We start from the raw sequence: 26,739 nt of genomic DNA, 5'->3' as shown, positions 1-26,739 counted from the left end.
ATCCCAAATCTTATTTTTAGAGGTTAACCTTTAGATTCGAGGACACAATCGTCATTCCTTAGAAAATACCTTTGTTAAAATTTCATTTCTTATCTTGAAACAATAAACCAAAATTAACTCAAGAGATGAACAACAAGGGCCTTTTTGCTTCAATTCTAACTCACCTTTTCGTATTAAGCTCCTTATCCATCAGCTTTGGACAGTCCTTTCCAAAACCTTTTGTCTATGGAGATTTATTGCCAGATGCACCAGAACTGTCCGCCCGAGGCGAATATGCAGTAGGGGTTCAGACCCTCGATTTGATTCATGAAAATCAACTCGATATTCTTAATTATGGTAAGGGCGGAGATTCCCTTTACAATAGACCATTGAAAGTAGAAATCTGGTACCCAACAGAGGCTGGATCAGATGAGTTGATTTCTTACGACGAAGTGATGGGACAAAATGGTTCTCCTACTAGACCTCTTGTTCCCTTCACTTTTCTAGGTAGAGCGACAAGAAATGCTAAACCAGCCAACTCAAGCGCCCCTTTTCCACTGGTAATTGTATCGCACGGATATACTGGTTCTAGATATTTGATGACTTACCTCACTGAAAATCTCGCTTCCAAAGGCTATGTAGTAGTAGCGATAGATCACACCGAAGCCACATTCAGAGATGCGGCTGGATTTCAAAGCACGCTCCTAAATAGATCTCTTGATGATCTTTTTGTGCTGAATGAAATAGCAAGGTTGGGTAATGAGGAAGGCTCATTTTTGAAAGGTGTTGTCAATGCTGATAACACCGCACTAATTGGTTATTCGATGGGTGGCTATGGCGCGGTGAATGTAGCAGGTGCAGGCTATAGCCCACAAGCTGTCCAACTATTCGGGGGCATGACTGGTGGAAGTAAAGCTTTGCTGAGACGCTCGGTTGGCAATCCTGAATTTGAGGCATCCATCGATCCACGAATCAAAGTGATTGTTGCTTTTGCTCCTTGGGGAATGCAACGTGGTGTTTGGAATGCAGAAGGTTTGGCTGGAATTAAGATCCCTTCGCTATTCATAGCAGGAAGTAAGGATGATATCTCCGGCTATGAGGAAGGGACAAAAGCCATTTATGAAGGGGCTGTCAACTCAGAGAGATACCTTCTCACATATATTGACGCTCGACATAACACTGCTCCTAACCCTCCACCAGCTGAAGCGCTTGAGCCAGGAAGACCTATCGATGAATATTTGAGATATGCTGATTCCGTTTGGGATATGCGTAGAATCAATAACATCAACCAGCATTTTGTTACGGCATTTTTAGGCTTTTACCTAAAGGGAAATGATAGCTACAAAGACTATCTCGACGTGAATGCTAATCCTGAGGCTAAAGAATGGCCAGGATTCAAACCGCGAACTACGGTTGGATTAGAGTTGGATCATCAAAGTCCTAAAAACTAGTTTGTTCCAGTTTCTAACAATTTAGATTTCTTATCCCTTTTACTTTAGTATGCAAAAGGCTTTTGATTTTCTTAAACTGATACAAGAAAACAACAATCGTGAATGGTTTACTGAGCATAAATCTGAGTACGATTTGATTATAAAGGAAAACAAAGAGTTTTTCAATCAGATATACTCAGAACTTCAAAATCATGACAATATTACTGGGATGCATATTTCCAGAATTTATCGTGATATCCGTTTTTCAAAAGACAAGACTCCTTTCAAACCGAATTTTGGCGTTGGGTATTCTCGTGCTAAACCCATGCTCAGAGGTGGGTATTATCTTCAAGTAGAACCAAACAATAGTTTTGCTGGCGGAGGTTTCTGGGCTCCAAACAAAGAAGATCTGTTCCAAATCCGTAAAGAGTTTGAAGCGAATACCACTGAAATTCAACAAATTACTTCCCAAAAAACTTTTCTAAACTATTTCGAATCCCTTCAAGGAGAAGATGCTGTAAAAATTGCTCCGAAAGGATTCGATAAAAATCATCCTGCGATTGAATTAATCAAGAAAAAGCAATTTGTAGTAAAAAGAAAATTTACTGACGAAGAGGTTTTATCTGCTGATTTTCAAAAAGAAGTGATTCTTACGTTTTTAGCCATGCGCCCATTTTTTGATTACATGAGTGAGGTGCTTACGACAAATAGTAATGGGGAATCAATAGTCTAATAGTGAAGGATATAGGCACGCTTCCTTTGTCCTTAACTACTTAATGACTAAATATTACAACCCATACTTTTCTCCCATTTGGCTAATCAGCTCATAGCCTTTCTCAGCCATATCCCAAGGCTCGGAGAAATTCCTCCAAACGCCAATAGAATTTGCAAAAGCGGGATCATTTCTGGTAAAGCCTTCGATAGTCAACCAACCTTTATAGTTCACATCCGCCAAGGCTTTAAACGTCTCATCAAAATCCACATGACCTGAACCTGGTGTCCCACGGTCGTTTTCTGAAATATGGAAATGACCTAATTGAGGTGCTATAAACTTAATCGCATCTCCTAGCCTTTTCTCCTCAATGTTCGCGTGGTGTGTATCAAACATCGCCTTCACATTCGGATGATCTACTTTCTTGAGCAAATAAGCAAGCTGCTCCATAGTATTACAGAGATAGCATTCAAATCGGTTCAATGCCTCCGGCGTCAGTAAAACCCCGGCGTCTTGGGCATATCCAGCCACTCCATGAAGAACTTCAGCAGACCAATTATATTCGTCTTCGATTGGTTCCCGGGAGGCAAAAACAGTGAATCCAGAATGAAATGGCCCACAAAGCACTTGTGAATTGAGATCATGAGCTCTGTCAATTACCCATTTTAGTTGCTCGCTTGCTGCTTTACGCACGGTGGCATCAGGAGAAATTGGATTTTGCTCTGGCCCCATCACAGTAACTGTAGTCACTTCTAGCCCAATATCTGCGCAGTGCTTACCAACTAATTTGAAAGATTCCTCAGGCGAACCTCCTATGAAAAATTCTGCACCGTCATAGCCGATTTTTTTCAAGCGATCTAAAACTGGTAATAGCGCCTCCGACATCTCTGCCGACCAAGCCAGCACATTGAATCCTATTTTGTTCATGAATTCTAATTTATCTTATTCATCCATTCTTCTCGAACTTCATCATTCATCATTCGACATTAAATCATGAATGAAGAATACCTAATGTTGAATGATGAAGTGGTTACCTAAAATCACTAACCCTCATCCCCTTCTTAAAGCTATCAAAGCCAAACATGGTCGGCTCGTAGCTACCTACAATTTCCATAGGAAGTTCAGGAGTAATCACCTCTGGCATATCCAATAGCCAAAAAGTGGCATTGACGATCAAACGTCTCATATCTTCTACTTCAAAATCAATTGAAGAACCAAGTGTACTTCCTAAAACCTTACCTGTTTTCCCACCGTCAAGCGAATACTCCTTTGTCCAAGCGATAGGCATGATTGACTTATCCCACATCAAAGGAGACTCTGGAGTCATTCCAGCCGTAGATTGACCATATAGAAGCACATTCGCAGTCGATGGCAAATTCTTAATCGAATACACATCAGTAGGCGCCCAAATATCATCCACACCTCGTAAAATCGGGTGATCAGCATCACGGTCAACTCCATCAATCAAAGCTCTTGTTCCCTCAGATTTGTGGATACCATGGTGTGCTACCCAGGTTTCACCAACAATTTGCTGACCAAAGCCACCTTCCCAGCCAGGCACTTTGCTGTTCCATGTCCATTTAGCAAAAGGAGAGTTTTGATCTTTTATAGCAAAAGGATGAGTAGAAGTTCTGAGTGCGATAAAAGGTTTTCCTGATTTGAAATAGTCTTCCAAGTGTTTCATTTGATCCATTGGAAGGTCTCGAAAACGAATAAGCATAATCACGAGGTCAGCCTGCTTTAAATGCTCCAAGCCAGGAATGTTATTTTGATAGCTAGGGACAACATTACCGGTTTCAGGCTCGATAGGGAATAAAACAGTAGTGTTGAAACCATAGTGCTCTGAAAGAATTTTTGCCATCATCGGCATGGACTCCTCGGACCTGTACTCATCATCTCCTGATATAAGGACTACATTCTTACCTTGGCCAGGCCCACTTTTACCATTGAATTGTAAAAAGGTTTGACCGTTTTGAGCTGAAACACAGGAAATTGATAAGACAGCAATTAAAATCAATAAAAATGCAGATTTTTTGGGAGGTGAGATTTTCATAGTATTTAAGGGAATGAATTGGGAAAATAGTAAAACTTTCAAGTGTTTTCGTCCTGTTTCCAAATTTCTATTTCGGTATCGATTCCGTTAATTCTTTAGCCTTTCAACATAGATATGGAAAGACTAGCAATAAAAAATACCTACTTTCTCATTCGAAAATCAATTTACAATACTCAAATACCCTAAAAACATGAAATCAAGCAGATCGTCTCGGACAAACCCCGGAATGATATTTAAGCATGCGAGATCTCAGCGGGTGATATAAAAACAACAATAAACTCATGAAAACGGACAGAAGAAATTTTCTCAAGACTGGCTCACTAGCCGCACTAGGATTTAGTGGGATCTCTATAGTTCCATCCTCAGTACTAGGCAAATCTATGGGACATATAGCTCCGAGCGATAAGGTTAACCTTGCTTGCTGTGGGATAGGTAACCGTGGTGCTCAGATTATGAATGCACTTTATGAAACTGGGCTCTGCAATATCGTAGCCCTTTGTGATGTAGATATGGGCGCGCCCCATACTACTGCGATGATGGAGAAATTCCCAAATGCTAAGCGATTCAAAGATTTCAGAAGAATGTTTGATGAGTTTGGAAATGGGTTTGAAGCAATTACTGTGGGAACTCCAGATTTCTCTCACTTCCCAATCACCATGCTCGCTATGTCTGAAGGGAAGCATGTCTATACCGAAAAGCCAATGGCCCGTACATTCAATGAGGTAACTCTTATGATGGACTGTGCCAAAAGACATAAGGTAGTGACTCAAATGGGTAACCAAGGGCATTCAGAAGGCAATTACTTCCAATTCAAAGCTTGGAAAGAAGCTGGTATTATCAAGGATGTGACCGCAGTGACGGCTCATATGAACAGCCCTAGAAGATGGCATGGTTGGGATGTAAATATGCAAAGCTTTCCAAAAGCTGAAGCAATGCCATCCACGCTCGATTGGGATACTTGGCTGATGGCTCGGTCCGAACACGACTACAATAAAGATTTTATCAATGGCCAATGGAGATGTTGGTACGACTTCGGTATGGGCGCGCTAGGAGATTGGGGCGCACATACTATGGATACTGCACATGAATTTCTTGAATTAGGATTGCCTTATGAAGTAGACCCAGTGATGCTCCGAGGTCACAATCCTTTCTTCTTCCCAATGTCATCAACTTTAGCATTCAAATTCCCTGAGCGAGGTGATATGCCGCCTTTGACCATGACCTGGTATGATGGGGTGGATAATGTGCCACCAGTACCTGCTGACTATGGAACTTCAGAATTGAATGCTGATATTCCAGCTGCAAGTACAGGTCAAATTCAGCCTGCAAAGTTGAATCCAGGGAAAATTATTTATGGTAAAGATCTTACTTTCAAAGGTGGATCACATGGAAGTACACTCTCGATAATCGGAGAAGAAAAAGCCAAAGACATGGCAAGCAAACTACCTGAAGTACCTGAAAGTCCATCAAACCACTTTGCTAACTTCCTGAAAGCTTGTAAAGGAGAGGAGGAAACTCGTTCTAGATTTGAAATAGCAGGTCCACTTAGTCAAGTATTCTGCTTAGGGGTATTGGCACAGCAATTAAATACCACCTTGAAGTTTGATAGAGAAACTCAACGCATCACGAACAACCCACTTGCAAATCAGCTACTAACTGGTGAAGCCCCAAGAAAAGGTTGGGAAGAGTTCTATACACTGTAACTAATAGAAGTTTAACGCTAGAAGCTGGAACGAGAGATCGTTTCAGTTTTTTTAGTTTTCTCGCGTCGACGCAGCGGCGTGGCGAAAATATCTCGCGGCCGACGAGATTTATGCTTTATAGTATCGGGAAATCTTTGGGCAGAAATTTTCAAGGTAAAACATTTGAGGTTCAAAAAACCTCAATTATTGCTTAAAACGCCGCGCAGTTGCGCCGCTGCAAGAAAAATTTTTGCTTCAGTACGAGAGTTTATCTTAGAATTTAGGGCAAGGTAGAAGCGTATCTCTTCTTCGTGGTTGGCCTTGATTACTATTTGGTAAGGTCCAAGATAAGCTCAACTCGTGTGCTCCGCCAGATTGAATGCCTAGCTGAGAAACGGTGTAATCGAAGCTATAGCCTACATTCAGACCTGAGAGTAAGTTCAATCCTACCATCATCACGATCGCATCTCGATTACTTTGCTCTTCTACTTTTTTGTAAGGCAAACCTCTATACCAAAGTCCAAACACTATAGGCTCTACATAAAAATAAGCTCCGACATCCAGCTGCTCAAATGGCCCTTGCTTCTTGTAATTGATGGTTGGAGTCAAATAGCGTTGTTTTCTGATATGGGTGAAATCACCTCGCATAGAACCTTCTCCCAGATTAATTCTATAGCCTGCATGTGCTGAGAACTTTACAGGCAAAGGACTGTCGCCGTCAATAAAAGATTGATTCGGCTGGTTCACATGATGGGCAGATCCACCAACCCAAAAATCTTCCGTAAAAAACAATCCACCAAAACTAAGTGAAAGCATATTAACCGGATCACCTAGGCCAGCAATATCTGATCCCGGAAAAATAGGACCAAACGGGTCGTTTGGATTGATTTGATTGGCAAAAATGAGATTTTCATAAAACCCAATTTCTCTTCGGATATAGCTAGCTTGAAAACCTGGTCGGAAAAAAGTTTTTTCCCCAAGCTTCAATTCGTAAGAATAAATAGCTGAAATGGTGGTAGAACGTAGTTTGGACGCTCCCTCTGTATCTTGCATAACCATTATACCTATCCCTGAGTTGTAATCATTCAGGTAGGTATCGTAGTATGCAGAAAATGTGGTGAACTGAGCATCAATACTTGGCCATTGGTTTCTATAATTGAATCCAATACGTCCAGTCAACTCAGATCCAGCAAATGCTGGATTTAAGTAAAGAGGTGCCGCGTAATATTGGCTATATTGCGGATCCTGTGCATAAGCATTGCTCCCAACAAATAGTCCAACCACACAAAGAAAAACAACGTAAACCAGAGACCGTAACAAGTATTTGTTCGTTAATTTGAATATTCAGTAGGCTTCTTCAACGTTACAGAACGTATGTTGTTTTAGAAGCAGTTCGAAAATTATGAAAAGCAGCCCTAATTCCATAAGGTTACCCTACATTTTTACGATTACCCTCCTATTTACAACTTTTGTATTTAATACCGCGGTGTATTCGCAGGGATTTAATGACAATGAGTGGATTTTTGGGTATTGTGGCGGAGCTACAGAAAATAATTATTTATCCTTTGGAAAAGGAAACTCGCCTAACGTACAGTCTATTCCGGGATCAGTTGTCTTTACAAAAAACAATTCTGCTCTAGCGATTGACCCTATCACTGGACAACCTCTTTTTCTTACCAATGGGGAATTAGTTTACGACTTTAGTCAAAATCCTATCCAAGGAGTTGGCTCAGGCCTGAATGGAAATATTGACGGGGTACAGCAAGTAGCAACTGGCTTCTTAGAATATGATCCAGAAGGAAACAAGCTTTTTTATATTTTCTATCTCTCGCTGGGAGGAGAGCTTCAATATGCAGTAGTGGATATGAATGCTCCAGGCCAAGCAACTGGAAATGAAAGACCATTGGGTGAAATCACCTCAAGCGACAATGTAATAGGCAATGGATCTGGAGCTATTTTAGTTGTGAAAACGCCAGCTTCACCATCCTACCTGATCAGCTTTGACAACGGAAATCTAATTTCTAGAAGTATTGATTCTGGTGAGGGAAGTTTCACTGTTACAGACAATCAGGCTATTTCTTCCACTCCAAAACAGATCGTTTTTAATGAGGAGACAAGCCAGTTAATCATCATACCTGAATCCAGTACTGACCCTATTTTGGTATTGGACTTTAATACTAGTAGTGGGACTTTTGGTTCATCAACTCCTATTTCTCAATCTTCTGGAAATGGTGATTATGGTGGAGCGGAATTCTCTCCTGATGGCAATTACATTTATTATTCAGCTGGAGATTCGCTTTTTAGAGTTCCTGTTTCAGACCTTTCTGGTACACCAGAAGTAATGCCAATTGTTGGACCAGGAACGCCTCCTACTGGGATTTTCGCAGTATATGATATCAAAGCGGGACCAGACGGAAATATTTATTACATCTATGAAGAGGTAGATGGTGGCCCGCAAATGATAGGGAAAGTAACGAATCCAAACGAAACTGATTTGACCCTAGTAGAAGTAGAGGAAGACCCTTTTGCTGGAGTAGATTTCTGCGGGACAGTATTCCCAACTTTTGCTCCAAATGCAGATATTACTCCTACTGTAGATTTTACATGGGATCCAGAAATGCCTTGTGCGAATAATCCAATTCAACTAACATCAGTACTCACTCCTGAAAACTATAGACCGGTAAGTTTTGCATGGAATTTTGATCCTCCACTTACAGACTCCACAGGAAATGCTTTGCCAGCTGACTATGCACAAGAGCATTTTTTGATTCCTGCAGATGCAGCTTCAGGACAAAATCTAAACGTGACGCTGGATGTAACCTTTGCCGATGGTACCACACTATCTGCAAACCACACCATTACCTTAACTGAAAATAACCTTCAGGCTAATTTTTCTCCACAGGACACCACTTTATGTGAAACTTGCATAGATCTCAGCCCTTTACTATCTGCTCAGGCAGGTGAGGAAGATGGTGGCGCTGGTGGCGGAGGTGGAGTTGGTAGTGGACAAGGTGGTGGGGAGAATTATGAATACTTCTGGTCCAATAAGCGTGATCAGGGATGGATAGGAGAAGAAGCCAATGAAGTTTGTTCTCCAGGTCTGTATTGGGTTTTGGTACGTGAACCAGGATCTTCCTGCTACGCTTATGCTGAGATTCGTGTCAAGATGTGGGATGTCCAAGATCAGACAAATAATATCTGGTACTTTGGTGATGGAGCAGGACTTGATTTCAACCCTGATCCAGACGATCCTGATGCGCCGACTCCGAGACCAATAGCATCGAGGCATCCTCAAAACATACCTGCTGGAACTACTACTATATCCGATCAGGCAGGCCAAGTGCTATTCTACACAGATGGCCAATCAGTTTGGGATCTCAATGGAGATTTAATGGAAAATGGCGAGGACATTGGCGGAGATAATTCCAGCAGCCAAGGAGTAATCGCTGTGCCTGTTCCAGGAGAAGAAACGCTTTTCTACTTGTTCACAACACAACTTTCGGCAAATGGGACCAACGAGGCGAAATACTCTTTGGTAGATATCAAATCAGAAAATCCAACGGGTGTTGGAAATGTCGTCACCAAAGATAATTTCCTTTTCAGTCCATCCTCAGAGCATACTGCAGCTTTGGATGCGGGAGATACTACTTGGGTTGTATTTCACGAACTCGGAAACAATACATTCCGCGCGTACCCGGTATCTGCACAAGGCATAGGCCAACCTGTTCTAAGTTCTGTAGGATCTGATCACGGGTTCAATTCAGGCGTTGGCACTATGAAATTTAATTCTGATGGCGATCAAATTGCTGTGACCATTTCTGAAGGCGGATGTAATAAACTAGAAATTTTTGATTTCGATAGTGATACTGGAGAAATGACCGAATACGCAAGAATTGATCTTGGCTGCGATGGAGATGTGTATGGAATGGAGTTCTCCGAGGATGGGGAGCGAATCTTAGTCTCCTATAGAAATGGCGGTCCAGGAATTGAAGAATTCATAATTAAGGCAAATGAAAATGACGACGATCCGGATGCAGCTGTTTGCCCAACCTGCTTCAATGGAGCAAGTACAAGAGCGCAAATAGAAGCTTGTATTATCAGCACTAAAAATCAAATTAGCGATACAGGGGGACTTGATCTTGGTGCATTGCAAATTGGACCAAATGGCCAGATCTATGTTGCTGTAGTAGGCGATAATAGGATTGGTCAAATCAATGTAGGATCAGGTTGTAATTCGCAAAGTACCTTTACTCAAAATGGTGTAGAGGCCATGCCAGGCACCTCAAATCTTGGATTACCATCCTTTGTCCAAAACTCAGGAAGTTCAATTCCCGAACCAAGTCTAGCTGCACCTGCCAGACTTTGTCTTGATCCTGAGTTAGGGGCTGGAGCACTATTAGAAGGTGGTGGAGAACCAGATATTGATAGCTATTTTTGGACTATTACCAATCAGGATGATGGCACAATTATCCGCAGCAATTACGGCGGACCGGGAGATGAATTCCAGAATTTGGATCAGATATTTAATAATCCAGGTACTTATACCGTAGAACTTAGAGTGGATAGATGTGGTGATCCTGAGTATTTCAGAGCGACCACAGAAATATTGGTTGAAGCTCCACCAGAATTGACTTTAGCAGATGACGCTACACTTTGTGCAGGTAACCCTGTCACTCTGACTGCAATAGACGGGTATGATCCTGCCGAAGGCTTGTATGATTTCGAGTGGACTAATGCTGCTGGACAAGTTTTTGGAGACGTGGACTCTAACACAATAACAGTTGATGAAGAAAGTATCTACACAGTAAGTGTTAGCTATAGATTGCCTGATGGCCTTTCTGAAGATGAAGCCCTACTCTATGAAACCTGTCCTTCTACTGCTGAAATTTTTGTAGGCCCGGCATTCGAATTTGACCTAACTCAGACAGCTACAGAAGTTTGTTATGAAGAGACTTCAGTAACATTTGCGCCAAACACCCCGATCACAGGAGAATGGTTTTACGAGCTGAATGGCGATCCAAACAGAGTCGCATTAGGAGAGTTTTTCGAGCTAGAATTGTTTATCAATTCACTTCCTGGTCCTGGCCAGTATGAAATTATTTTCGTGACTCAGGATCCGATTTTGGAAGGTTGCGTCGTTGAGAAAAAATTAGATTTACTGGTAAATGAGTTGCCTATTTTCACGGCAGTTCAAACTACTCCTGCCACAGATTGTAATACTCCTGATGGATCATTTGAGATCACAATGCAATCAGAAGCTTCCACTTTGACTGTGCTAGAGACTGGGGACACTTTCTCCAATGTAACCGCTGGAAGTTCTGTTCAGGTAACAGGTGTTCTGCCTGGAGTTTATACCATTGAAGCCGAAAATAGTTTTGGCTGTACCTATACCGGAAGTGTCACTGTAGAGAACAGTAATCCTCCGGTAGGATTTGAATATACCGTCACGCCTACTGAGGAAGTTTGTGGCCCATCTGGCGTTCAAAACGGCATGTTGACTATTAACTTCACCAATTCTCCTCAATCTGGCTCTTATACGGTAACTCGGCAAGGTGACGGGCAGACTTTCCAAGGGACATTTACTACTACCAGTCAGTTTGATATTTTGGTTCCTTATGGAGATTATGCAGTAGAGATTCAGGATCCAACAGGTTGCGCTATCCCTGACCCAACGATTTATAATATAGCTCAGAAATTTGAAGTAGTATTTTCAGTTCCTTCTGACTTAATGGCCTGCGAAAGCTTCACATTCACTCCTACTTCGCCTGATGCCTTGAACTATACAGTGACAAATTCAGGTGGAACCGTAATCACTCCAGACGCAAATGGAGAGTTTACAATCACCCTTTCCGACACCTATACGGTTAGAGGCGAAGATCCAACTGGCATAAATTGTCCAAGAGAAGAAACGATTGTAACTAACATTACACAGCCAATAGATTTTGAGATTTCACCTCCAATAGTGGACTGCCAGGTAGGTATTCAATATGAGGCGATCTTGAACAATGCTGATCCGGCAGATGTAATTTTCCTTTGGAAAGATGCATTAGGTGTGATCGTAGGAAGAAGACAGATTTTTGTTCCTAGCAGATCTGGTGATTACACCTTGGAAGTTCAGCCAGTAGCAGGTGGGTTATGCCCAGTAGACAAAAAAGCTTTCACTGCAGAAGTTATTTCCCAGCGAGTAGATGTCAGTCTTGATATTGTTCCTTTCTGTGTGGACCAAACCAGCACAACTATAACGGTAGATGCGGATATGACTAACGTGGCAGATATCGAATGGTACTCCGTACTGAATGGTACCCGTACTCGGATCACTGCATTTGATGGGTTACCAATTATTGAAGTTTCACAGGAAGGTACCTATGAGGCTTTACTTAGAAGTAGCGTAGGCTGTGAACTTGGCCGTGCCAATGGAGTAGTTTCAAAATCGACTATCATTCCACCAGTAGTTCCGGTTGGATTAACCATTTGTGCTATTGAAGGAGTGACTCAGACTATTGATCCTGGTACATACGATAACTACTCTTGGAAATTAAACGGAGTTGAAGTCTCTCAGGCACCTACTTTCACCCCAACTGAGGGCGGGATCTATGAACTTACCGTTTCTGACAATTTAGGCTGTGCCTATGTGGCCACCATTGATGTAGTGGAAGATTGTTCTTTGAAAATTGTCTTTCCAAATGGCGTAGTCCTCAATGACCCAAATAGAAACTTTATCCTTTATGCAAATGAATACATTGATGATGTGGAAGTCTATATTTATAATCGTTGGGGTGAATTGATCTTTTATTGCGAGCATGAAAACATTGAGCCAAGCCAACCTTTCTGCCCTTGGGACGGACAAGTTAGAGGAGAATTTGTGCCAAACGGAACATATGCGGTAGTTGTGAAGTTTACCAGTACAGACCAAAATATCACACAAAAAGTAACCAAGGCGATTACAGTAATTCAATAGTATGCTTATCCTTATTTCACCAGCAAAGACGCTGGACTATAGCACCCCGAGTTTCACAGAGTCTACACAACCTGATTTCCAAACTGACACTCATACCTTAGTAAGAATCATGAAAAAGAAGTCGGCCAAAGAAATTGGAGAACTTATGCATATCTCTGATAATTTGGCAGAGCTGAATAATGAACGATTTAAGACGTTTCAGAAGGACTTTAATGAGGAAAATTCCAAGCAGGCATTACTGGCTTTCAAAGGTGATGTCTACACAAAAATAGATGTAGACGAGTATTCTAAGGAGGATTTTGATTTTGCTCAAGAGCATTTGAGAATACTTTCTGGCCTATATGGCTTATTGAAACCATTGGATCTAATTCAACCATATCGGTTGGAAATGGGGATTAAATTGGAGAATAAAAAAGGAAAGAACCTTTATGAGTTTTGGGATAAAAAAATCTCAAAAGCCATCAATAATGCAGCAAATGGGAAAACTATAATAAATCTCGCTTCCCAGGAATACTTCAAAGCGGTTCATTTGAAATCCTTAAAAAGCCCAGTGATTAACATTGATTTCAAAGAATACAAAGATGACAGTTACAAAATCGTAGGTTTTTTTGCAAAACAAGCTCGAGGTATGATGAGTAATTTTGCAATTAAAAATAGAATCTCTGATCCTGAGCAGCTGAAGACTTTTAATGAAAGTGGCTATGAGTTTTCTGAGAAATTGAGTAGCGAGAACAATTGGATATATGTAAGGTAATAAGGCAGTCGGTCTTAAAAATCCAGCGCTCATTTTTAATCGCTGGATTTTTTTTGACCTTATTTAAATGGTAGCTTAGAGGTCTGATTCTCACCGTTTTTATATTTTCAGTTGAAGTTCATAGGCAATAAAACGTTTAAGCTATTCACTTTAATGCTGCTTTTGGCAGTAGCTAGCATCGGTTTATCCTTTTCTTATATCCTTGAAAATAAACCCAATGAGGAACTCGCTGGAATTACCAGCGTCGCTGATCCTGAACTAATTGGACCGGGTATTTTGTGTAATATTTCAGGAACAGTCATTGGTAGTTTTAGTGGTGCTGGAGATCCAGTGACTGATCTGTATGGATGGAAAATTTATGGTCCATCAGGCAACCTTTTGTTTTCAAAGAATTCGGGAGCTTTTCAAAATATCGATTATACTTTTATTACAAACGGAGTTCATAAAGTAGAATTAGAAGTTAGACGTGGCGGCATCCCGATAGCAAAATTCACAAAAGATGTCCAGGTCATTCAGAAGCCTATACAAATTCTCGCAGCTGAATACATTTCATGTGCTTCAACCCCATTAGAGATTCAAGCAATAGATCCTTTAAGCAGCAATTTTTCATCTTATAAATTTGAATGGAAAAATAGTACAGGTTCAATTGTTTCCACCTCAAATACTCTGGTGACAACTGATGAAGGTGAATTTTCAGTTAGGTATTTTATTGAAAGTCCGTCTGGAGAGAAATCCTGCGACTATTTATTGACAACCAATATCTCCAATATTTCAACAATAGTTATTGAAAGTTCAGATGTTGGAGTTTGTATAGACGGAGAAATCTCTTTTAATACTAAACCACAGCTATCAGGCGAATGGTTTGTTCAAAAAATTGGGGATATTTCAAAAAAATCATTTGGGATTAGAAACTCATTAACAATTCGGCCAGGATCAGATTTAATTGAATTTGGTGATTATGAAGTCTCTTTTGTATTGTCAAATTCTCTCAACCCAGCTTGTTCATCAGAGGGCAAAATAAATTTCAGCTACAACCCTGAACCTATTTTTGTATTTGAATCTGCTGAAACTTCAAGTGACTGTCTTCAAGCAGATGGTAAATTAGTTATGAAAGCTTTGACTGATTTAGATTATATTAATATTGAAGGCACATCAATTTCTTACGGTCCATTTAAAGCCGGGGATTTAATAGAAATTCCAAATCTAAAATCTGGAACGTACAATCTAATTGGAGGCTTAGGATCATGTATTAATTCATTAGGTTCCGTAGTTCCATTAACAAATCCACCTACAGCCTTGGAGTTTACAATTGATGATATCGTCGGGGAGGCATGCACAGCAAACGGAAAAATCCCTGGGTCTTTCCAAGTAACTATGCTAAATGGTGCAAATCCCAATGCATTTTACAGAGTTGTAAATGAAAAGGGGGGAGTGGCTATGAATAAGGTTTTACCAAATTCCTCTGTATTCCGTGTGGAATTACCTGGCGGATTTTACTTTTTTGAAATATATGATGATGAGGATGAGTGTATCCTTCCGAGTAGAAATAAGCTAATAATTCCAGCTAAAGACCAAACTACCTTTCAAATCCCGCAAACCTTAAATGTATGTCAGTCTTTCGGTTTGATACCAGAAACCTCACAAGCGCTAATTTTCACAATCACTCGGCCCGATTTAAGCACAGAAATAAAAAATGCAGGCGAAGAAATTCTGTTGAATCAAAAAGGGGAGTACAAAATAGTTGGAACCTTGCCAAATCAGAGCGACATATGTCCTGTTGAGAAAATAATTTTGGTTGATTTAATAGATCCGGTAGATTTCGAAATCATCCTAGTGAGTGAAGATTGCACTGTCGGAAACAGAAGCTATGAAGCTGATATTTTCTCAAGGGATCCTTCCACAGTATTATTTTTCTGGAGAAATGAAAAAGATGAAATTATAGGCACTAGCCAAAGACTTGACTTACCTCCCACTTCCTTCGGTGATTATTCGCTTGAAGTACAGCCAGCAAACAGCCAAGCATGTCCAGTTGTACCCAAACCTTTTATTGCCAAAGAACCTATTCTATCTGTCGATGTAATTATGACAGCAACCAAACTTTGCGAATTTGGTCCTAAGGCAATACTGAATGTAACCACTACGTTTCCGGAAGAAGTCACAAATGTAGAATGGCGCAGATATGACAAGAATGGTAACATTGAATTTCTAAATCAATTTGATGATAAATACGAAATAGAAGTAGATGAAGAAGGGACATATGAGGCGGCTGTTTTCGCCAGAATTTCATCGCTAAATAAAAATTGTGAATTGGGTAGAACCACGATTCAACTTGATTTAACTCCTGAAAAAGTCATCTTTACTGTCCCCGATTCACTTTCCATTTGTGAAACCTATGATCTTATCCCAGAAACAACACAGACTCTTCAATTCTCGCTAACTCAGCCGGATGGGACTATTGTAGACAAAAACGCAGGCGAAGCATTTACTCTCAATCAATCTGGTACTTATAGTTTGTACGGTTTTGATCCGCTAATTAGTTCTCCAAATTGTCCTGAAATAAAAGAGTTTTCTGTGATCGTAAATCAGCCAATTCCATTTGAACCAATATTATTTAGTGAGGATTGTAATGGGCAAAAAACTTATCAAGCCAAACTCACTGGTGCTACAGCTTCGGATGCCAATATCTTCTGGTATGACTCTAATGGGGCATTAATTGGAACGGATGAGTTTTTAACTTTAGACAATATCTCAGCAACATATTCCTTGGAAGTGCAACCTAAAGGAAGTTTACCTTGTGTAATAACACCTATTGAATTTAATGTTGAAACATCAATTTTAGATGTTCCGGTATCTCTCCTAGCGGATCCTCTTTGTCCTGATTCACCATCAGCAAATATTAGAGCAGAGGCAGACTTCAGTTTAGTGACCTCCATAGAATGGTGGTACACCTTCCCTACTGGTGAGCAAATCGAACTGACGAGCGAACGTAACAAAGAAGAAATTTTAGCTATTAGAGAAGGAACCTATGAGGTTCGTATTTACAATAATGTACCATGCATTTTAGGGTTTGATCAGGTTTTGATTTTAAGAAGTACAGACACAGTCAGGCCTGAAGTAGAAGAAAGCTACCAAATATGTCCAAAATACGATATTGGCCCCTCAATCAATCCGGGCAGCTTTGCTAGCTATGAATGGTACTTTGGGGATCAGCTGGTCTCGACTAATTCGGTTTATAAACCACAGTCAATAGGCAACCACAGACTTATCGTATACAGTGCTGAAGGTTGTGCATATCAGACAGACTTTACCACTGAAGAAGAATGTGAGCTAAAAGTAATCTATCCTAATGCTGTACAACCTGGCAATCCAGACAAGGAGTTTTTGATTTATACCAATTACCTTATCGACGAGCTCGACTTAGTTATCCTAAACAAGTGGGGACAGGTGGTCTTTGAATGCACTCAAACCAATCTTATTTCTGAAGAATCTACATGCATATGGGACGGTACCTACAATGGGAAAGCAATTCCAAATGGAAATTATGCTGTGCGAATAAATTTTAAAAATTATCAGCAGCAGGTTTCAAAATCGGATTTTGGCTCCATTCTCATTATAGAATAGCTCAGAAAATAGAGTCAAAAATCGGATTGGAACATTTTTTGAATTCGCTTAATACTATACCAGTCCATTAAAGTTATGGTATTGCTATCTTTGCACGCACCCTAATTTGATTTCATTGAACTCTATTAACCAATTCCCCGCAAGGATGATCGGGATGATTTTGGTTTGGATTATTCTTATTTCGCCTCCATTTGTCAACCTTGGGAAAGAAATAATAATCCCAAATAAACCCGAATCTACCTATTCTGCAATTGCAAATCCCCAACTCACAGGAGATTCAAATTTATGTATCGTCTTAGGTGGGGTAATCGGAACATACAGTGCTGGAGGCGATCCTGGCGATGTATATCAGTGGATAATAACAAATTCTACGGGGCAAGAGCTCTTAAATAGAAGCGGTGGTGATCAGTTTGAAACCATACAATTTTTATTTGCTGAAGTCGGATCTTACACTGTTTCATTAAAAGTAAGAAGGGGCACTAATTCCAATTTTTATCAGGAAGATTTAGAGGTAAAAATCCAAAAAGGAGCTGAATTGGCGTTGAAGCAAGACTACCTCGTTTGTGGTGATCAACCCGTTCTGCTAACTGCCTTAGACCCAACTACACCTAGGTTATCAGATTATACTATAATTTGGAAATCTCTGGATGAAAATGGCGATGAAGTAGAAATTGGAACGGGAAATGAATTATTGACCTACAGCGTTGGCTACCATTTCGTTGAGTTTTATTTGACAAATGCCGACGGAACTCAAGCATGTACTATAAGAGGATCTACCTTCGTAGGTCCTGCAATCGATTATAAAATCACACAATCAAGCAACCAAATTTGTGATGGAAGTAGCATTACCATTGGTACAGATACACCTTTGACAGGAGAATGGTTTATCCGCAAGAGTGGGACTTCCACAAAAATTAGCCAGGGTAATGCTTATCAAATCACCCTCGAATCTAGTAATCTTGATGGCCCTGGTATTTATGAAGTTTTTTTTAGTGCGGTGGATGAAAACTATCCAGATTGCCCTTCAGAAAGAAAAATAGCATTTGAACTTTTAGAATCTCCAAAAATTAATACACAAATCCTGATCTCGCCAGATGACTGTATTTCTGAAAATGGAAGCTTTCAAATCACATCCGGGTCCAATCTAGAATCAATAGAAATTCCTGAACTTGGAATTAGTTTATCTTCAGTTACCGCCGGACAAGTATTTACTTACACTAACCTTAAGCCTAAAATCTATTCAGTAATTGCTACTCAAAATGGGTGTAACCTCACCAACTTAGTACAGTTGCAAGCCAAAAACCCTCCGGTAACTCCAAGTCCTCCCAATCAAATTTCCACTACTGTATCTACTGAACCCGAAACATGCTCTACAACTGGAGTTATTCAAGGAAAAGTAGAGGTTGATTTTGGTCAGCCTATTGGCATAGGAGAATACCGATTATTTTCGGATTCAAAAGGGGTGATCGACGCCGGTACAATTCCAACAAATGGATTATTGGTCATCAACCTGTCGTCTGGAAATTATATTTTAGAGCAAATAATTGATGGATGCACCTATCAAAACGAAACCTTTACAATTGCCAAGCAAGCGCAGGTAGAATTCAGCACGCCTGGTGATTTTTATATTTGTGACAACTTCGACTATATCCCGGAGACTAGCCAAAATTTACTGTTTACACTGACTTATCCAGATGGCACCTCTAGGTCATTAAGTTCGGGACAAGCCTTTCCTCTTGACGAAGAAGGGGCTTACTCATTGAAAGCTGAAGCGAATAATTCTTCCTCAACTTTATGTCCAAGAGTAGAAGACTTCCAAGTAACTTTTTCTTCAAAATTCACATTTGAACCAGTCAAAATAGAAAAAGGATGCTTTGATCCTATTCAATATGAAGCAATACTTCAAGGCTTACTCCCAGATGAGACCAGTATTCGGTGGATTAATTCAGATAACGAAATAGTAGGAAGAGGTGTGGAGTTCTATCCAGCCACAGCAGGTACATTCTCGCTTGTTATCCAACCCTTGGCTAGCGGATTTTGCGAGCCTGCACCTGTAGAATTTGAGGTTACTCCACCTATTACTTCTGTACCCATGGTGCTAGAAGCTACCAAAATTTGCCCTCAACCTGGAACGGCAGTGGTTACGTTGACGACTGATGAGGTTGAGGTTCTAGAGACAGAGTGGATTTATTATGATCTAAATGATCAAAGGCAAGAACTCCCAGAATTCAATAATCTCTTCGAAATAGAAGTAAATGCCCCAGGCACCTATGAAGCTGTTGCCTATAATAAGTTTCATTGTGAGATAGGAAGAAATCTTATTTTGGTAGAGGAAAGCACCCTGTTGACCCTGCCGAATCTGGACGAAAGCTATCCTGCCTGCTCTAAAGGCAATAACATACCTCCGATCGATGCTGGGGATTACCAATCCTATGAATGGTATTTTGAAGAGCAACTCGTTTCAACGAATCGATTGTTTAAACCTGGTAAGGTTGGGAATTATAAATTGATGGTGACTACACTGGATGGGTGTGAATTTGAGGATGAGTTTAGAACCTATGATGTCTGTGACTATCAAATCGTTTATCCTAATGCAGTAATACTAGGAAATCCTGACAAAGACTTTAGGGTATTGATGAGCGAAGGGGTGACAGAGGCTGAACTTTTCATTTTCAACCGCCAAGGTGAGTTAATCCATCACAGTAAAACTAATGATATTCCAGTAGAAGTCGCTGTGCTCAAATGGGATGGAAAAGCCTTTGGAAAATATGTCCAGCCAGGTACTTACGTAGCTGTAATTGCGCTTAGAAACCCCCTTTACGGTCTTGAAGAAAAAGAAACTCTTTCTTTGCTGGTAATAGATTAAAGACATAACCAAAAAGATTTTTTTTTATTAGCGGGAAAGTTGAATGCAATATTTTTCCTACTTTCCCACCTTTAGAAAAAATCGTTCACAACCCAAAATTCTAAAACCTATCATTATATGACTCAAACCATCAACAAAAGTGCACTGTTTAATGCAAGTTGCTTTGCGCTCATTACCACCGCTTTCTCTTTTAGTATAAGTGCAGGAACATTAAAAGCACTAGGCGATGACTTAGGCTACACTGCCGAAAAACTGGGATATCTCAATTCACTTTGGTTCTTTGGCTTTCCTATTGCAATGATAATCGGAGGCCTAATTTACCATACTATTGGTCCTAAGAAGATAATGCAAATCGCTTTTCTTTCTCACTTCATAGGTGCAGCATTGACTTTATTTGCTATTTACTTTGTCTCAGACCTAAGCTATGTAATTCTTCTTGCTTCCAATCTACTGATGGGAATCGGCTGTGGGTGTACTGAAGCAGCTTGTAATCCTATGATTGCTGACATGTATACCGGTGACAAAATGAATAAGATGCTAAACAGGTTCCATATGTGGTTCCCAGGTGGAATCTTCGTTGGAGCTCTTCTTTCAGAACTAATGTCCTCCCTAGGTTTTTCATGGCAGAGCCAATTTTGGTTAATCCCAATTCCTGCTCTTGTTTATGTTTATCTATTCAAAGGAAAAACATTCCCTAAGGCGAGCGTAGAACAGGCAAGCTCCTTATCTGCAAACTTTAAAGCGATGCTTACGCCTTTATTTCTATTTATTTTCGCTTGCATGGCTCTTACTGCAATCACCGAATTCGGACCTCAAAAATGGACTGGTTTAGTACTAGAAAGCTCAGGAGCTAAACCTATGCTAATCCTTGCACTTACCACAGGTTTAATGGCAGCTTTGAGATTTTTTGGAGGACCGGTTACAAGTGCACTTGGCCAAACAGGTGTTTTGCTAACGGGAGCAGTTATTTCTGCAGTGGGCATATACTTATTCAGCACACAAACAGGTGTTATGGTTTACATAGCGGCAATTTTCTTTGCTACAGGAGTAGCGTTTTTCTGGCCAACTATGCTAGGTTTTGTCGCAGCTAAAATACCTAAAAGCGGCGCTCTTGGCATGTCAATTGTCGGTGGTGTTGGCATGTTTTCAACATCCATTTTCCAACCCTTTATCGGAAGTTGGATCGATGGAGATATTGCAGAACAGACAGCTCTTGGCCTCACAGGTACTGAGTTAGATTTAGCAGCCGGTCAAGCGACTCTTTCCACCATGATGACCTTCCCAATAATTTTAATAGTTGCTTTTACTATACTATTCTTCTGGCAAAAAGGCAAAAAGCCAGCGGTCGCCACAGCTCACTAATCATTAAAAAAAGCAGCCTAACGGCTGCTTTTTTTTGCTCTATAGAGAATACTATAACTAGTTAAAATCTAAAACAGGTCCTGAATTTAGTATTGATTTCCATTCTCTACTATCTCCTTCAATTTTTTAGCATAAGCTGATGCATACTTTGCCATCCCCAAATCCGTGGGATGCGTACCATCTACGAAATCATCTGTACCCAAATCTAATTCGTCTTTTGTTAGCATAAACACATTTGTGATTCCTCCCTTTCTTAACTCCAGGAAACTTTGCTGAAGCCAGTTATTTAAATTCTCATAAATCTCCGCTCTTGGCTCATAAACCAACCCATCCGAATAACCTGCATGCTCAGTCAATAAAATAGGTGTGGTTGGATATTTTGACCGCAGAGTGTTGACCGCATAGATCAGTTTGTTTTTGACTTCGCTTTCAGAAAAGCTACCTAAATTTGGAAGACAGTCTAATACAAAAACTGCAGGATCAATCTGAGAGACATATTCAATCACCTCTTCCTCCATCCTACCGTTTCCTGAGAAAGCCAAATTGATCATTGGGAGATTCATTTCCCTAGACAAAATGTTGGCCCAAGCCATCCCTGCTCGTGAGGCGCAGGCTCCCTGAGCTATGGAAGTTCCGTAAACCAAGATAGGCTTTTCGGTTCTCTTGGGAATAAAAGCAAAGGCTTTATCATCTGGAATACCAATCTGCAGCTCACTCAATCCATTATAAAGTGGCAGAAAAAGCTGAAACTCTTTAGAAGAACCAGCATCATTATCAAGTTGAAATTTATAGGTGATTTTTTCAGCAAATTGATAATTCCCTCTCACCCACAGGAGCTTTCCAGAAGCATCTTTTACATACAAATCAACTCCACTTACACCCGTCGCTGGCATGTGTGGCATTTCCAGACGGGATGATGTCGGTGTGTAAGAAACTTGAATTTCGGGGCTGTCGGTGGTAAAATGTAAGGAAAGGCCTGCGGTCTGTCTTGACAAGGTCCATACAGGATCTCTTACAATTCCTTCTGAGGATGCTGGCAAACGATTAAATCCTATATCATCCCAACCTCGACCTTCGACAGCAGCCATCATTGCCGGACTTTCTCCAAACCATTTTATTTCTTGTGCCCATGATGCATTCACCAAAAGGATACAAATCAGGACTGCAAAACTTGTACGTGTAGTTTTCATACTCTAAAAATAAGGCTCTCCAAGTCAAGAGCTATAGTCTAGTCAAATGAAAAACTGCTGAAGCTGTTTTTTGACTAGAAAATAGTCAACTCCTGATGATTCAAAACTTTCTTTCTCATCACTTTCCAAGACTTTTCTTTAATTTAAAGTCTTGTTTAAAAACCCTGCTAACCTTTAACCCTATGTTTAAAAAATTATCTCTCCTAAGTCTGTTAGGCTTTATACTTTTTTCTTGCGAAAAAAAACCTGTCCAACTTACAGATGAAGAATATTCCAAACTAACAGAAGAACAAAAAAGAAGCCCTGAGCATGCTTTAGATGGGATTCTCGTGTCGGATGACCGTTTAGAACTCACACTTTTTGCCTCAGAACCAATGATGTCAAATCCAACAAATATGGATATTGACGATAGAGGTCGCGTATGGATAGCAGAAGCATATAACTACCGAACTTCTTTGAACCCTAGAAACCCAACCCGAGCTGAAGGAGATAGAATCCTGATTATGGAGGATACTGACGGTGATGGAGTGGCAGACGAGTCCAAAGTTTTTTATCAAGGAAATGACATCAATGCCGCTTTAGGTATTGCAGTACTTGGAGATAAAGTCTATGTCTCCGTCAGCCCTTATGTGTATGTATTTACCGATGCGGATGGAGATGATGTGCCAGAGAAAAAGGAGATCTTATTTGAAGGCGTCGGAGGTGAGCAACATGATCACGGGATGCACTCATTCAACTTTGGCCCTGACGGCAAAATATATTTTAACTACGGAAATGAAGGAAGAGGAATCCGCCATGCTGATGGATCACCAATTATTGATCCTCTTGGAAGGCCAGTAAACAGTGAAACCCAACCTTATCGAGAAGGGATGGTCTTCCGAATGGATCCTGACGGATCTGATGTAGAAGTGTTAGGCTGGAACTTTCGAAACAACTACGAATTAGCCACAGATAGCTATGGCAGAATGTGGCAATCCGATAATGATGATGACGGGAATAGAAGTACCCGAATCAACTATGTAATGGACTATGGAAACTATGGCTTCAAAGACGAAGTAACCGGGGCAGACTGGAGAGCGAGAAGGATAAATATGGAAGATTCCGTCTATCAGCAGCACTGGCACTTGAATGACCCAGGTGTCGTTCCTAACCTTCTTCAGACCTATGCAGGTTCGCCTACAGGGATTTTAGTATATGAAGGAAAATTGCTACCGGAAGAATATCAAAATCAGATAATTCACTCAGATGCTGGTCCAAACATTGTGAGAGCCTACCCTACGACTCCTTCTGGGGCAGGTTTCAATGCGAAAATCATAAATCTCCTCGATGGAAATCCAAGAGATAATTGGTTTAGACCTTCTGATGTGACCGTTGCTCCCGACGGCTCTTTGTTTATTTCCGACTGGTATGATCCAGGAGTAGGTGGACATGCTATGGGAGATTTGGACAAAGGAAGAATTTATAGATTGGCGCCAAAAGGGGTTGATTATAATGTAAGTAAACCAGATTATTCCAGCATCTCTTCATTAGTTGAATTACTACAAAACCCCAATCGCGCGACTCATTTTAAAGCTTTTATGGCGTTAGTAGAAAAAGGGGCTGAGGCAAAAGATGCTTTAGAGAAACTCTATACTGAAGGTGATAGTAGAATGAGAGCGCGGGCATTTTGGGTACTTACCAAGCTGCCAAATGGCAATGATTACATTAAAACAGCAGCGTCAGACTCGGATGAAAACATAAGAGTTGCGGCCGTTCGTGCCTATAGAAATAACAAAATGAGTGACGTATCCTTCTTGCTAGAAATGGCAGGAGACGAGTCTGCTCAGGTCCGTAGAGAAGTCGCATTGGCGATCCGATATAAATCAAACCCAGAAGTTTGGCTTAAGCTTGCCAATAATTATGAAAGTGGAGATCGCTGGTATTTAGAAGCGTTGGGAATTGCTGCTGAAGGTTTTTGGGATGACTACTTGCCAAAATATCTAGAAGGTGTAGGATCAGGCTGGATGGAAAGCCAAGAAGCGAAAGATATTGTATGGAGATCACGAGCAAGCAACACCGCCGAATTGCTTGGTAAAATCATTCTCACACAACCAGGAAGAAATAATCAAGCCTACTATAGAGCACTGGACTTTCAACCTTCCAATAGCAAGAATGAAACATTAAAAGGGCTTTTAGCAAATGCTCCTGAAGAAGATCAATTGATTATTTTGAGGCAGATCAGCTTTGATCCATCTAATCCAGACAGACAGATACTTTCCCTAGCAAGACAAACAGCCGGAAGCATTTCGGATGATCGGGACTTCATGGATATTGTCAGCAAATATGAGTTGACAGATCAAAAAGACAGACTGAGAAAGCTTGTTTATCAATCTGAAAACAATAGGTATTCACAGATGGCAGCAAATATTTATGCATCCCTTTATGGCATGGATGATATTGAACAATCATTTTCAAATACTGATCAAGCCCAGAGCATTCTTGCTATTCAAAAGTTTGGGAGCATAGACAATGAAGCCATGGCAAAAGCTCTTGCCAAAATCTATACCGACGAATCAAAATCTTTGGAACTACGAACAGCCGCTATGGAAGCAGCTAGAGGCTATAATTCAGAACCCTATTTATGGGAACTTGCAAAAGCCGATCAAATACCGGCAGATATGCTCCCTATAGCTGAAAAAATCCTCCTATCCTCTTGGAATGGAACTATACGCGCCGAAGCAAATGAGAAATTTGGAGATGCTTCTGATAAGGACGCGGTGGATTTACCAAAGCTTCTTGCGCAGCAAGGAGACGTGGAAAAAGGACTGCTCCTTGCTGATACTTACTGTCTAGCCTGCCATAAAATCGGAGATAAAGGAATTGATTTTGGCCCTGCGCTAACAGAAATAGGAGATAAATTATCCAAAGAAGGGCTATTTAATGCAATTCTAAATCCATCTGAGGGAATGGGATTTGGATATGAGACGCAGCTTGTCAAAATGAAAGATGGAACGCAGTTCACTTGCATTGTCAATTCAAAAACAGAGAATGACTTAGTAGTAAAATTAGTTGGGACTGCGGAACAGAAAGTTTACAAATTGGTAGATGTGGAAAGCATCACTCAATTAGAAGAATCTTTGATGCCAAAGTTCCCGCTTTCAGAGACGGAGCTGGTGAATTTGGTGAGTTATTTAGAAACGTTGAGGAAATAACTTAAAAATTACCTGCATTGTAACTCGAAGTTTGAGAGTTAGTGCAGGTATTTTTTCATTCCCTGTTATTCACTGAGTTTATGCCTTCCACATTCACTTTTCCCATATACACTTCTATTAGTGAGACTCCTGTCACGTATTGTGAAGAGGTAAGCCCCGAAGTGTTTCATTACCCCTTCTTCAACCAAGGGATTTCAGCAAAACGAATAGCATTTACCCATAGAAAAACCTCCACTATGGGAGAATCCCAATCGCCATTAGAAGAAGAATTATTACCTCTCCGTGGCTTTATTTTTCATACAGCACATTGTGGATCTACACTCCTAGGCAGAATGCTAGGCTCATCGTCCCAAGTAAGAATGATATCAGAACCTGAAGCAATCAATGGTCTTTTACTGTCTTATTTGATGCACGAAATTCCTGAATCGCAAGCGCTCAATCAGCTGAAGCAAATCATTGAATCCTATCGCATTTCTGGAGATGGCAAGGAGTCAATCATTTTCAAACTAACTTCTTGGAATGTATTCTTGATTCAGCTTTTCCAAAAGCTTTATCCAAGTTCCCCGTGGATTTATATAGACCGGGAGACCGAAGAACTTGTTAAGATACTCACAAGGGAAGATGGAGGATTTATCGATTGGTGGCATCATCCAGTAGATATTTTGAGAAAACATTTTGTAGAAAGCTCTATATGCGTGGATCAAGAGAGTTACCTCCGCCATATGATTGAAGGACATCGGAAAAATGCTTTAGCAGCAAAAAACTCCAATGCCTTATTGATAAATTATCCTGATTTTCTCACAGCTTTTCCTGAAATTTTGGCACATTTCCAGCTATCCTTTTCTACTGAGGAAATAAAAAATGCTTTACGCTTCCAACGATTTGAGTCCAAACATTTTGAGCCCTTCCTCTTCAAAGCTAGCCTATAACTAACCACCATA

14 protein-coding genes are annotated in these 26,739 nt (G+C 40.5%); 10 read left to right on the top strand and 4 right to left on the bottom strand.

Annotation, left to right across the window (positions count from 1 at the left end; all coding sequences use genetic code 11):
• Positions 1-125: 125 nt before the first annotated feature.
• Both LV83_RS06085 and LV83_RS06080 read left to right on the top strand, forming a co-directional pair.
• Complete coding sequence (locus tag LV83_RS06085; protein ID WP_111610659.1) at positions 126-1,430, top strand: alpha/beta hydrolase family protein; 1,305 nt, start codon at positions 126-128, stop codon at positions 1,428-1,430.
• A 49-nt stretch (positions 1,431-1,479) separates the two neighbouring features.
• A complete protein-coding gene (locus tag LV83_RS06080) occupies positions 1,480-2,142 on the top strand; it encodes a DUF2461 domain-containing protein (RefSeq protein WP_111610658.1) in 663 nt (220 codons plus the stop codon).
• A gap of 54 nt (positions 2,143-2,196) precedes the next feature.
• Here the strand turns inward: LV83_RS06080 and LV83_RS06075 are convergent, their stop codons facing one another.
• Positions 2,197-3,048 (bottom strand): sugar phosphate isomerase/epimerase family protein, encoded by an 852-nt coding sequence (locus LV83_RS06075; RefSeq protein ID WP_111610657.1) that lies wholly within the window; start codon positions 3,046-3,048, stop codon positions 2,197-2,199.
• A gap of 103 nt (positions 3,049-3,151) precedes the next feature.
• Positions 3,152-4,174, bottom strand: a complete 1,023-nt coding sequence (locus LV83_RS06070; RefSeq protein ID WP_111610656.1) for a ThuA domain-containing protein — start codon at positions 4,172-4,174, stop codon at positions 3,152-3,154.
• Positions 4,175-4,455: 281 nt separating this feature from the next.
• Between LV83_RS06070 and LV83_RS06065 the strand changes: the two genes are divergently transcribed.
• On the top strand, positions 4,456-5,877 hold the full coding sequence (locus tag LV83_RS06065; RefSeq protein ID WP_111610655.1) for a Gfo/Idh/MocA family oxidoreductase: 1,422 nt from the start codon (positions 4,456-4,458) through the stop codon (positions 5,875-5,877).
• Positions 5,878-6,129: 252 nt separating this feature from the next.
• Here the strand turns inward: LV83_RS06065 and LV83_RS06060 are convergent, their stop codons facing one another.
• Positions 6,130-7,176 (bottom strand): PorP/SprF family type IX secretion system membrane protein, encoded by a 1,047-nt coding sequence (locus tag LV83_RS06060; protein WP_111610654.1) that lies wholly within the window; start codon positions 7,174-7,176, stop codon positions 6,130-6,132.
• 82 nt (positions 7,177-7,258) lie between these two features.
• Between LV83_RS06060 and LV83_RS06055 the strand changes: the two genes are divergently transcribed.
• From LV83_RS06055 to LV83_RS06035, 5 genes are all read left to right on the top strand, one after another.
• A complete protein-coding gene (locus LV83_RS06055; RefSeq protein ID WP_111610653.1) occupies positions 7,259-12,814 on the top strand; it encodes a T9SS type B sorting domain-containing protein in 5,556 nt (1,851 codons plus the stop codon).
• A 1-nt stretch (position 12,815) separates the two neighbouring features.
• Positions 12,816-13,568 carry a peroxide stress protein YaaA gene (gene yaaA / locus LV83_RS06050; protein WP_111610652.1) on the top strand — a complete coding sequence of 251 codons (753 nt, stop codon included), beginning with the start codon at positions 12,816-12,818 and terminating at the stop codon, positions 13,566-13,568.
• 153 nt (positions 13,569-13,721) lie between these two features.
• Positions 13,722-17,189 carry a gliding motility-associated C-terminal domain-containing protein gene (locus LV83_RS06045; RefSeq protein WP_111610651.1) on the top strand — a complete coding sequence of 1,156 codons (3,468 nt, stop codon included), beginning with the start codon at positions 13,722-13,724 and terminating at the stop codon, positions 17,187-17,189.
• 115 nt (positions 17,190-17,304) lie between these two features.
• Positions 17,305-20,055, top strand: coding sequence for a hypothetical protein (locus LV83_RS06040; RefSeq protein ID WP_146613694.1), 2,751 nt, complete (start codon positions 17,305-17,307; stop codon positions 20,053-20,055).
• Positions 20,056-20,172: 117 nt separating this feature from the next.
• Entirely contained in the window at positions 20,173-21,417 is a 1,245-nt protein-coding gene (locus tag LV83_RS06035) for an MFS transporter (protein ID WP_111610649.1), read from the top strand.
• Positions 21,418-21,503: 86 nt separating this feature from the next.
• Here the strand turns inward: LV83_RS06035 and LV83_RS06030 are convergent, their stop codons facing one another.
• Positions 21,504-22,607 (bottom strand): SGNH/GDSL hydrolase family protein, encoded by a 1,104-nt coding sequence (locus tag LV83_RS06030; protein ID WP_111610648.1) that lies wholly within the window; start codon positions 22,605-22,607, stop codon positions 21,504-21,506.
• Between the two features lie 182 nt (positions 22,608-22,789).
• On the opposite strand from LV83_RS06030, the gene LV83_RS06025 reads away from it, so the two are divergent.
• Together LV83_RS06025 and LV83_RS06020 are read left to right on the top strand one after the other, a co-directional pair.
• A complete protein-coding gene (locus tag LV83_RS06025; protein WP_111610647.1) occupies positions 22,790-25,798 on the top strand; it encodes a PVC-type heme-binding CxxCH protein in 3,009 nt (1,002 codons plus the stop codon).
• Between the two features lie 80 nt (positions 25,799-25,878).
• Positions 25,879-26,727: a hypothetical protein gene (locus LV83_RS06020; protein ID WP_111610646.1), complete on the top strand. Its 849-nt coding sequence runs from the start codon at positions 25,879-25,881 to the stop codon at positions 26,725-26,727.
• The last annotated feature ends 12 nt before the right edge of the window (positions 26,728-26,739 follow it).

The organism is Algoriphagus yeomjeoni, from assembly GCF_003259505.1.
Taxonomy (GTDB): domain Bacteria; phylum Bacteroidota; class Bacteroidia; order Cytophagales; family Cyclobacteriaceae; genus Algoriphagus; species Algoriphagus yeomjeoni.
The sequence above is the reverse complement of the archived record's forward strand: the minus strand, read 5'-3'. Positions and strand labels throughout refer to the sequence as shown.

Bases quoted from the DNA above. Each gene is read 5' to 3' on its own strand.
- LV83_RS06070 (WP_111610656.1), bottom strand. From the start codon at position 4,174: ATGAAAATCTCACCTCCCAAAAAATCTGCATTTTTATTGATTTTAATT.
- LV83_RS06035 (WP_111610649.1), top strand. From the start codon at position 20,173: ATGACTCAAACCATCAACAAAAGTGCACTGTTTAATGCAAGTTGCTTT.
- LV83_RS06030 (WP_111610648.1), bottom strand. From the start codon at position 22,607: ATGAAAACTACACGTACAAGTTTTGCAGTCCTGATTTGTATCCTTTTG.
- LV83_RS06085 (WP_111610659.1), top strand. From the start codon at position 126: ATGAACAACAAGGGCCTTTTTGCTTCAATTCTAACTCACCTTTTCGTA.
- LV83_RS06075 (WP_111610657.1), bottom strand. From the start codon at position 3,048: ATGAACAAAATAGGATTCAATGTGCTGGCTTGGTCGGCAGAGATGTCG.
- yaaA (WP_111610652.1), top strand. From the start codon at position 12,816: ATGCTTATCCTTATTTCACCAGCAAAGACGCTGGACTATAGCACCCCG.
- LV83_RS06020 (WP_111610646.1), top strand. From the start codon at position 25,879: ATGCCTTCCACATTCACTTTTCCCATATACACTTCTATTAGTGAGACT.
- LV83_RS06025 (WP_111610647.1), top strand. From the start codon at position 22,790: ATGTTTAAAAAATTATCTCTCCTAAGTCTGTTAGGCTTTATACTTTTT.
- LV83_RS06045 (WP_111610651.1), top strand. From the start codon at position 13,722: ATGCTGCTTTTGGCAGTAGCTAGCATCGGTTTATCCTTTTCTTATATC.
- LV83_RS06065 (WP_111610655.1), top strand. From the start codon at position 4,456: ATGAAAACGGACAGAAGAAATTTTCTCAAGACTGGCTCACTAGCCGCA.
- LV83_RS06055 (WP_111610653.1), top strand. From the start codon at position 7,259: ATGAAAAGCAGCCCTAATTCCATAAGGTTACCCTACATTTTTACGATT.
- LV83_RS06080 (WP_111610658.1), top strand. From the start codon at position 1,480: ATGCAAAAGGCTTTTGATTTTCTTAAACTGATACAAGAAAACAACAAT.